The organism is Thiolapillus sp. (assembly GCF_048562965.1).
GTDB lineage: Bacteria > Pseudomonadota > Gammaproteobacteria > Chromatiales > Chromatiaceae > Thiolapillus > Thiolapillus brandeum_A.
Genome location: NZ_JBHNMF010000093.1, coordinates 1 through 9,256, shown reverse-complemented (window position 1 = coordinate 9,256; position 9,256 = coordinate 1). Strand labels below are relative to the sequence as shown.

Below are 9,256 nucleotides of genomic sequence, written 5' to 3'. Positions count from 1 at the left end.
ATTCGCCCACCGTCAAAGCGGCCAATCACCTCGCGCCGACCCAGGGACTGAAATTCCAACTGTTCTGGTTTACACTCTGTATTCATAGGCCTCTTTGTTTTGTTGCTGGTAAGTGTTTGGTAACCCTTACTTTATGCAACAAAAAGAGGCCTATTTCCAGTGGGGCGGTGAAATTTCCGGGCTACTGGAATAAACCGGAAGCCACTGCCGACATGATCGACGGGAAACACTGGCTGCATACGGGAGACAAGGCCCGTATCGAAGATGAACATATCTTCATCACCGGCCGGCTGAAGGAAATCATCGTGCTCTCCACCGGCGAGAAAATTCCACCTGCGGACATGGAAAATGCCATTACCCTGGATCCACTGATCGAACAGGCCATGGTCATCGGTGAGGGCAAGCCCTATTTATCCGTTCTCGTCGTGCCCAATCCGGATCGCTTCGACGAATTGTGCCGCTCTTCCGGCCTGAAAGCCGGGGATCCGCAGAACTACAACAATGAGGTCATCCTTGCGGAAGTGCTGGTGCGGGTACAGAAACAGCTCAGCGCTTTTCCCGGCTACGCCAAAATACACAAGGTCGCCATACTCCACGAACCCATGACACCGGAAAACGGTCTGCTCACGCCGACCCTGAAGTTGCGGCGCAACCGTGTACTCATGTATTTCACCGATGAAGTGACGAACCTGTATTCAGGACACTGAATACGCTCCAGTATAAACCCTGGATTCATGTTGACGACCTGTTCATTTACTGGCCCGGGCATAAAAGCGTTCAAAGCTTTCCGGTGAAAAACCACGCATGTGCTGCCTGCCTACAGCAATAACCGGCACGCTGCTGACACCGTATTTCTCATAGGCCTTGCGCCCGCTTTTGGAGGTATCGATATCATATTCCCTGAAAGGCACACGATGCTGTTTGAAGTACTTTCTGGCGCGCTTGCACACGCCACACCAGGCAGCCGAATACATCACCACTTTCTTCTTTCTCGGTGGAATATCCGGTTGGCGCCTGGCCAGATCCGAAGCATATTCCCTGGCACTGTTTTTCACGTTGTCAGGCGCGCTGACGGTGTTTACTTTCACATCCAGCTGTGTGCTGCTCACCTCCACCGGAGGACGGTCTCCGAAATGCACATTGCCATCCCTGTCTTTCCAGCTGTAGATGCCACCCGCAACACAGGCCGCGGACAGCAGCATTGCCTGTAGCAGGATGAGCATTGCCAGCCCTGTTCTCCCTGCGGAGAAACCCGATATCACCTTTCCGCTGATTTTCATGCTTTCCATTCCCGCCATTTTCCAGGGGCATCAGTCCGACAATGCCATATTTCATGCAGATTTCGTTCACATGGTGCTATAATCTTGCGCCTTCGCAGACATTCTCTCCTTCAGGAACAGCATGCTGCGTTTTATTTATCAACGATTTTTAGTGATTTTATGGCAAAAGAAGATGTAATTGAAATGGAAGGCACGGTCAAGGAGACTCTGCCCAACACCATGTTTCGTGTGGAACTGGAGAACGGTCATGTAATAACCGCTCATATCTCCGGCAAGATGCGCAAACACTATATCCGGATTCTCACCGGTGACAAGGTCAAGGTGGAAATGACACCTTACGACCTGAGCAAGGGACGCATCGTTTACCGCGAGCGCTGATCCATACTGCCCCGAAGAGCCTGATCAGGCCTCTTCTTTCTGGTTCTCATAGACGAAAACCAGTTCATCATCCTTCACCTGGACGCGCACATGTCCACCCTGGCTGAGTTTGCCGAACAGCAACTCTTCCGCCACAGGCTTCTTGATTTTTTCCTGGATCAGTCGCGCCATGGGACGGGCGCCCATTTTGGGGTCGTAACCCTGCGCCGCCAGCCACAATCGGGCTTCCTCGTCCACGCTGATAGTCACCTGCTTTTGCGCCAGCAGTCCTTCCAGCTCGAACAGGAACTTGCTCACCACGCTGCTGACACTCTCCAGTGAAAGAGGCTGGAACTGGATGATGGCATCCAGGCGATTGCGGAATTCCGGGGTGAACAGCTTGTTGATGACCTCTTTTCCGTCCGAGCTGTGATCCTGGCTTGTAAAGCCGATGGAACGGCGGCTCATTTCCATGGCTCCGGCATTGGTAGTCATGATGATGATCACGTTACGGAAATCAGCCTTGCGTCCATTGTTGTCCGTGAGAGTGCCGTGATCCATGACCTGCAACAGCAGGTTGAAGACATCCGGATGCGCCTTTTCGATTTCATCCAGCAGCAGCACGGAATGGGGATGCTTGGTGATCTGTTCGGTCAGCAATCCGCCCTGATCGAAGCCCACATACCCCGGCGGCGCACCAATCAGGCGTGACACCGCATGGCGCTCCATGTATTCGGACATGTCAAAACGGATCAGTTCCAGCCCCAGGACCCGCGCCAGCTGGCGGGTGACTTCAGTCTTGCCCACACCGGTTGGACCGGCAAACAGAAAAGAACCCACGGGTTTGTTTTCTTCAGCCAGGCCGGAGCGGTTCATGCGGATGGCGGCAGTCAGCACATCAATGGCTTCATCCTGCCCATAGACCACCATTTGCAGATCCCGCGTGAGATTGCGCAACGCATCCACATCGGAGGTGGAGACCTTGCGTTCAGGAATCCGCGCGATACGCGCCACCACGGTTTCCACCTGTTCGACACCGACTTCCGTCTGGCGCTCGTCTTCCGGTTGCAGCCGGGTGGCCGCACCCGCCTCGTCGATCACATCGATAGCCTTGTCGGGCATGTGGCGGTCATTGATATACTTGTCGGCCAGTTCGGCCGCAGCCTGCAGCGCTTCATCACTGTAGCTCACGTCGTGGTGCTCTTCGAAGCGGCTGCGCAGCCCCTTGAGGATATCCACCACTTCTTCGATGCTGGGTTCAACCACATCGATTTTCTGAAAGCGGCGGTTGAGCGCATGATCCTTCTCGAAGATACCGCGAAACTCCTGGTACGTGGTTGAGCCGATGCAGCGCAACTCGCCGGAGGCCAGCATGGGCTTGATCAGGTTGGAAGCATCCATGGTGCCTCCGGAAGCGGCACCCGCACCGATAATGGTGTGTATTTCGTCGATGAACAGGATGCTGTCAGGAATCTTTTTCAGCTCCTTCAGCACCGCTTTGAGGCGTTTCTCGAACTCACCCCGATACTTGGTGCCGGCCACCAGGCCACCCAGATCCAGGGAAAAGATGGTGGCGTCCTGCAGTACTTCGGGAATATCCTTGTCCACGATTTTCTTGGCCAGACCTTCGGCGATGGCCGTCTTGCCCACACCGGCCTCACCCACCAGCAAAGGGTTGTTCTTGCGGCGCCTGCACAGGATCTGCACGGCTCTCTCGACTTCATGCTCATGGCCGATGAGAGGGTCTATCTTGCCTTTCCTGGCGTGCTCGTTGAGATTCAGCGTCCAGGATTCCAGCGCGGTCGGTTTCGGCTCGCCTTCGGGGGACGCGACCGGGGATTCTCCCTCTACAGCATCCTCTTCGGCATCTCCCTTGCCTACCTTGGAAACGCCGTGCGCCATGTAATTCACCACATCCAGACGCGTCACGCCCTGCTGATTGAGAAAATACACGGCCTGGGAGTCCTTTTCGCTGAATATGGCCACCAGCACGTTCGCACCGCTGACCTCTTTCTTGCCGGATGCCTGTACATGAAACACCGCACGCTGCAACACGCGCTGAAAGCCGATGGTGGGCTGTGCTTCCTGCTCCTCGCCTTCGGGCAGCAAAGGGCAGTTGTCTTCGATAAACTGCCGGATGTTGTCAGCCAGGATCTCCAGGTCTGCACCACAGGCCCGCAGGACATCCACCGCCGACGGGTTGCCCAGCAAAGCAAGCAACAGGTGTTCGATGGTAATGAACTCCTGCCGTTTGTGCGTCGCATTGACAAACGCCTGATTCAGCACATATTCCAGTTCCTGGCTTAACATCTTTCTCGTCTTTTCCTCATCAGCGGCAACACCATCAACGGTTACCCGGGATTCGCACTACCTAAGCCTCTTCCATGGTACATAACAGCGGATGCTGGTTTTCCCTCGAATAGTCATTCACTTGCGCCACCTTGGTTTCTGCAATATCGCGGGTGAACACGCCACATACTCCGACACCACGTGTATGAACATGCAACATGACCTGTGTGGCCTTCTCTTCACTCATATGGAAATAGTCGGTCAGTATTTCAACCACGAAATCCATGGGCGTATAGTCATCATTCAGCAACAGCACCTTATACAAGGGTGGCTTCTTAAGTTTAGGACGACTTTCCTGGGTTGCAAGTTCCCCGTTGTCGTTATCTTCGTATTCTTCACTCATGGTTCTGTAAACTTGTACATAGCATTGTTTTCAAGACACTCTATCAAAACCGGCTCACAGCCTGTTGTTACCCCACCCAGACACGGGCATTTCTGAACAACCTCATCCAAGGGCTGTCTTCACCCCAGTCATCAGGATGCCAGGAATTCTGCACCGTACGAATCACCCGTTCGGGGTGCGGCATCATGATGGTTGCACGACCGTCATCTGAAGTTAGACCGGTGATTCCCTCCGGAGATCCATTGGGGTTTTCCGGGTATTTCACAGCAACAGCACCATGATTGTCCACAAAGCGCATGCTGATGCCCCTGTCTGGCAGCATGGCGCCCCTGTATTCCGCCCTGCCTTCACCATGGGCCACGGCAATCGGCATGCGCGACCCCTGCATCCCCTGCAGCAGTATGGAAGGGCTTTCCAGCACCTCCACCATGGACACCCGGGCCTCGAACTGTTCCGAGCGGTTACGCACGAAATGCGGCCAGTGCGCAGCGCCGGGAACCAGTTCCTTGATGTTGGAGAGCATCTGACAACCGTTACATACGCCCAGGCTGAAAGTGTCGTCGCGCTCGAAGAAAGCCTGGAACTGCTCCCGGGAACGGCTGTGGAAAAGAATGGACTTGGCCCAGCCTTCCCCCGCGCCCAGCACGTCACCGTAGCTGAATCCGCCACAGGCTACCATCCCCTTGAAATCTGCGAGACTCACGACCCCACTGAGTATATCCGACATGTGCACGTCAACGGGCTCGAAACCCGCCTTGTGGAAGGCGTAGGCCATTTCCTGCTGTCCATTGACGCCCTGTTCACGAAGGATGGCCACACGTGGGCGGCTGACCTCCAGGAAAGCCGCGGCAATATCTTCTTCGGGATCGAAACTCAGGCTGGCATTCAAACCGGGATCATCTGCAGCAATGCGTTCATGTTCTTCACGTGCGCAGGCCGGGTTGTCGCGCAGCACCTGCATCTCCAGGGTGGTTTCGGACCAGATCTGCTGCAGATCACTGCGCCGCCGCTCCAGCAGCTTTTCATTTCCCTGACGGATAACAATGATTTCATCATCCCGGGTACTGCCCAGCACATGACTGTGGTGTCCCAGTCCGGCATCTTCCAGGCATTTGACCACATCGTCGCAATCACTGTGACGCACCTGCAGCACCATGCCCAGTTCCTCGCTGAACAGTGCTGCCAGTGCATTCACGTCCAGGCTCTCGGTATCGATATCCAGTCCACAACGGCTGGCGAACGCCATTTCCAGCAGCGTGGTGATCAGGCCACCGTCCGAGCGGTCATGCATGGCCAGGAGTAAGCCATCCCGGTTCAGTTCCTGTACGGCATCGAAACAGCGTTTGAGCATTTCCGGGTCGTCTAGGTCGGGGCAGGCATGGCCCAGCTGTCCGTACACCTGGCTCAGGGCAGACGCACCCAGCCGGTTCGCCCCCTTGCCCAGATCAATGAGAAGCAGATCCGTATCCCCCTGGTCCATCCGCAGCACCGGGGTCAACACCTTGCTCACATCGGTCACCGGAGCAAATGCGGTGATGATCAGCGACAGGGGCGCGGCCATTTCGCGGTCCTGTCCGTCCTGCTGCCACACCGTCTTCATGGACATGGAATCCTTGCCCACGGGAATGGCGATGCCCAGGCGCGGACACAGATCCATACCCACGGCCTTCACCGTATCGAACAGGCGGGCATCCTCGTCCTGGTGGCCTGCCGCCGCCATCCAGTTGGCAGACAGCTTGATCTTGCCCAGGTTCTCCACCGGTGCGGCCATGAGATTGGTGATGGCCTCGCCCACCGCCATACGGCCGGAAGCAGGTGCGTCCAGCAGGGCCAGGGGCGTGCGCTCACCCAGCGCCATGGCCTCGCCGGCATTGCCTTCATAGTCGGCAATGGTCACTGCCACATCCGCCACGGGTACCTGCCAGGGGCCCACCATCTGGTCCCGCGCCACCATGCCGGTGATGCTGCGGTCGCCAATGGTGACAAGAAACGTCTTGTTGGCGACGGCAGGCAGGCGGAGCACGCGTTCCACGGCTTCGTCCACCGTCACGTCCAGCTCCAGCTCCGGCTTGGGAAAAGACAGGTGATGAGATTCCCGCACCATCTTGGGCGGTTTGCCGAACAGCAGCGGCATGGGCATGTCGATGGGATTGTTGTCGAAATAGGCGTCACCCAGCAGGAGGTGCTCCTCATCCACCGCCTCTCCCACGATGGCATAGGGACAGCGCTCACGCTCGCAGATGGCCTGAAATTCCTCCACCTTGCCCGCGTCGACGGCCAGCACATAGCGCTCCTGGGATTCGTTGCTCCAGATTTCCATGGGCGACATGCCCGGATCGTCGCAGGGCACGGTGCGCAACTCGAAACGCCCGCCCAGGCCCGCATCATGCACGAGCTCGGGCAACGCGTTGGACAGTCCTCCTGCGCCCACATCGTGGATGAACAGGATGGGACTGTCCGTGCCCCGGGCGCAGCAACGGTCGATCACTTCCTGGCAGCGCCGTTCCATTTCAGGATTGGCGCGCTGCACCGAGGCAAAGTCCAGGTCTTCGGCGGAAGCACCCGATGCCATGGAGGAAGCCGCCCCCCCACCCAGGCCGATGAGCATGGCCGGGCCGCCCAGCACCACCAGGGGCGAGCCGGCAGGGAAAGTGTCTTTGATCACATGCTCATCACGGATGTTTCCCAGCCCACCGGCCAGCATGATGGGCTTGTGATAGCCGCGCAGCTCTTCGCCATGGGGGCCGGGCACCGCGGCTTCGTAAGTACGGAAATAGCCGCACAGGTTGGGGCGGCCAAATTCGTTGTTGAACGCCGCTGCACCAATAGGGCCTTCCAGCATGATTTCCAGCGCCGACACGATACGGTCCGGTTTACCGAAATCTTTCTCCCAGGGCTGCTCCCGCCCGGGGATACGCAGATTGGACACGGAGAAACCACACAGCCCCGCCTTGGGCTTGGAGCCTTTCCCCGTGGCGCCCTCGTCTCTGATCTCGCCGCCTGAGCCTGTGGCTGCACCGGGATCGGGCGATATGGCGGTGGGATGGTTGTGGGTTTCCACCTTCATGAGGATGTGGATATCCTCGCAATGCGTTTCGTACACACCGGAATCTGCCGAGGGGAAGAACCGGTAACCCTCGGAACCGCGCATCACGGCCGCGTTGTCCTTGTAGGCGGAGAGCACGTCCTGGGGTGATTTTTCCGTGGTATTGCGGATCATCTGGAACAGGCTCCTGTCCTGCGCCTTGCCGTCGATGACCCAGTCGGCATTGAAAATCTTGTGGCGGCAATGTTCGGAATTCGCCTGAGCAAACATCATCAGTTCCACGTCAGTGGGATTGCGCTCCAGCGCCTGGAAGCTCTCGACGAGATAATCTATTTCGTCATCCGACAGGGCCAGTCCCAGCTCACCATTGGCATTCAGCAGTGCATCCCGTCCGCCTTTGAGAACATCCACGGTTATGAAGGGCCGGGGCTCCGCATGCAGAAAGAGGGCTTCCGCTTCATCCAGATCATAGAAAACCGATTCCGTCATGCGATCGTGAAGCAGGTCGCCCGCCTTCACCAGATCAGTATCGTCGAGCGCTCCCTCGAGGTAGTACACGACGCCCCGTTCGATGCGCTCGATATTCTGCAGGTCGCAGACATGGGCAATGTCCGTGGCTTTGGACGACCAGGGAGAAATAGTACCCGGCCGGGGCACCACCAGCATCAGTGTACCGCTTGGATCATGGCTGGCCAGTGCCGGCCCGTAGCGCAGAATTCTGTCCAGGGTCTCACGCTCGGAAGCCGTCAGTTCTTCAGACAATTCAGCAAGATGAATGAATTCCGCATACACGGAAACAGGCTTTCCCAGGCTTTCGGTCAATCGGCCATTGAGTTTTTCCAGACGAAAATCGGAAAGCGCTGGCGCGCCGCGCAACTTGAGCATTTCGGGCCCTCGGTCAGAGATGAAATCAGCAGAAGCAATGATACCCTGATTCCGCTCCCTGCGGACAGCTGCCCCGGGAAATCAGCCGGCAAGCTTTTTCAGCACATGGGCTGCCGCCACCATGCCGAAGACCGCTGTAACCGGAGTGCAGGAACCGAAACCGCCACAATTCAGGGCGCCTCCTCCTGCCCCTTCACAGCGCACCGGAACCTCATCATGGCGCACCAGGGGCTCGTCCGACCAGACGGCGGGCACCCCGAAACTGCGGCGGGGATTGCGCGGAAAGCCATGCCGCTGGCGCAACTCCCGGCGCAGCTTCGCCAGCAGGGGATCCTGCTCGGTGCGACTCAGGTCTGAGACCCTTACCCGGGACGGGTCCACCTGTCCACCCGCACCGCCGACGGTCACCAGAGGAATGCGTGTATTCTTGCAATGCCGGACGAGCGCCACCTTGACGCGAAAGCTGTCGATGCAGTCGATGACATAGTCGAGACCGGGGGTGATCAGGGCGGAGACATTTTCCGTGGTCACGAACTGGTCCACCAGTTCACAGCGCGCGGAGGGATTGATGTCCGCCACCCGCTGTGCCATCACCTGGATCTTCGAAGCACCCAGACTGGAACTCATGGCGGGCAACTGACGGTTGATGTTGGATTCCGCCACATGATCCATATCAACAAGGACCAGTTCGCCGATGGCGCTGCGCGCCAGCGCTTCCACCACCCAGGAACCCACCCCACCAATACCGATGACGCAGATCCGGGCACGGGAAAAACGCTCCAGGGCGTCCTGCCCATAGAGCCGCGCCATGCCACCAAACCGCCGCTGATAATCCACCCGCCCTGTTCCTGATATAATGTGCTGTTTTTCAAATGCTAGAGTTTAGAGTAGTGTCCATCCAAAAATGCCAACCTATTGAATTAACGTAAAAAAACATCGAGAAGTTGCTGGGAAATTCCTGGTGAGCTGGGTATAATTTATAGCTAAGCAATTGAC

Annotated in this window: 7 protein-coding genes; 2 read left to right on the top strand and 5 right to left on the bottom strand. The window is 57.3% G+C overall.

The window, feature by feature from the left end:
- The first annotated feature begins 167 nt into the window (after positions 1-167).
- Positions 168-707: an AMP-binding protein gene (locus ACOCD2_RS07155; RefSeq protein ID WP_293646331.1), complete on the top strand. Its 540-nt coding sequence runs from the start codon at positions 168-170 to the stop codon at positions 705-707.
- Between the two features lie 42 nt (positions 708-749).
- Here the strand turns inward: ACOCD2_RS07155 and ACOCD2_RS07150 are convergent, their stop codons facing one another.
- Positions 750-1,289 carry a glutaredoxin family protein gene (locus ACOCD2_RS07150; protein WP_293652460.1) on the bottom strand — a complete coding sequence of 180 codons (540 nt, stop codon included), beginning with the start codon at positions 1,287-1,289 and terminating at the stop codon, positions 750-752.
- A gap of 150 nt (positions 1,290-1,439) precedes the next feature.
- Here ACOCD2_RS07150 and infA point away from each other — a divergent pair, with 150 nt between their 5' ends.
- A complete protein-coding gene (gene infA, locus ACOCD2_RS07145; RefSeq protein WP_041067735.1) occupies positions 1,440-1,658 on the top strand; it encodes a translation initiation factor IF-1 in 219 nt (72 codons plus the stop codon).
- A gap of 24 nt (positions 1,659-1,682) precedes the next feature.
- Here the strand turns inward: infA and clpA are convergent, their stop codons facing one another.
- From clpA to ACOCD2_RS07125, 4 genes are all read right to left on the bottom strand, one after another.
- Complete coding sequence (gene clpA, locus ACOCD2_RS07140) at positions 1,683-3,947, bottom strand: ATP-dependent Clp protease ATP-binding subunit ClpA (protein WP_293646327.1); 2,265 nt, start codon at positions 3,945-3,947, stop codon at positions 1,683-1,685.
- A 61-nt stretch (positions 3,948-4,008) separates the two neighbouring features.
- Positions 4,009-4,329 carry an ATP-dependent Clp protease adapter ClpS gene (gene clpS, locus ACOCD2_RS07135; RefSeq protein WP_293646325.1) on the bottom strand — a complete coding sequence of 107 codons (321 nt, stop codon included), beginning with the start codon at positions 4,327-4,329 and terminating at the stop codon, positions 4,009-4,011.
- Between the two features lie 67 nt (positions 4,330-4,396).
- Positions 4,397-8,260, bottom strand: coding sequence for a phosphoribosylformylglycinamidine synthase (purL, locus tag ACOCD2_RS07130; protein ID WP_293646323.1), 3,864 nt, complete (start codon positions 8,258-8,260; stop codon positions 4,397-4,399).
- An 81-nt stretch (positions 8,261-8,341) separates the two neighbouring features.
- Entirely contained in the window at positions 8,342-9,097 is a 756-nt protein-coding gene (locus ACOCD2_RS07125) for a tRNA threonylcarbamoyladenosine dehydratase (RefSeq protein ID WP_293646321.1), read from the bottom strand.
- Positions 9,098-9,256 lie beyond the last annotated feature (159 nt).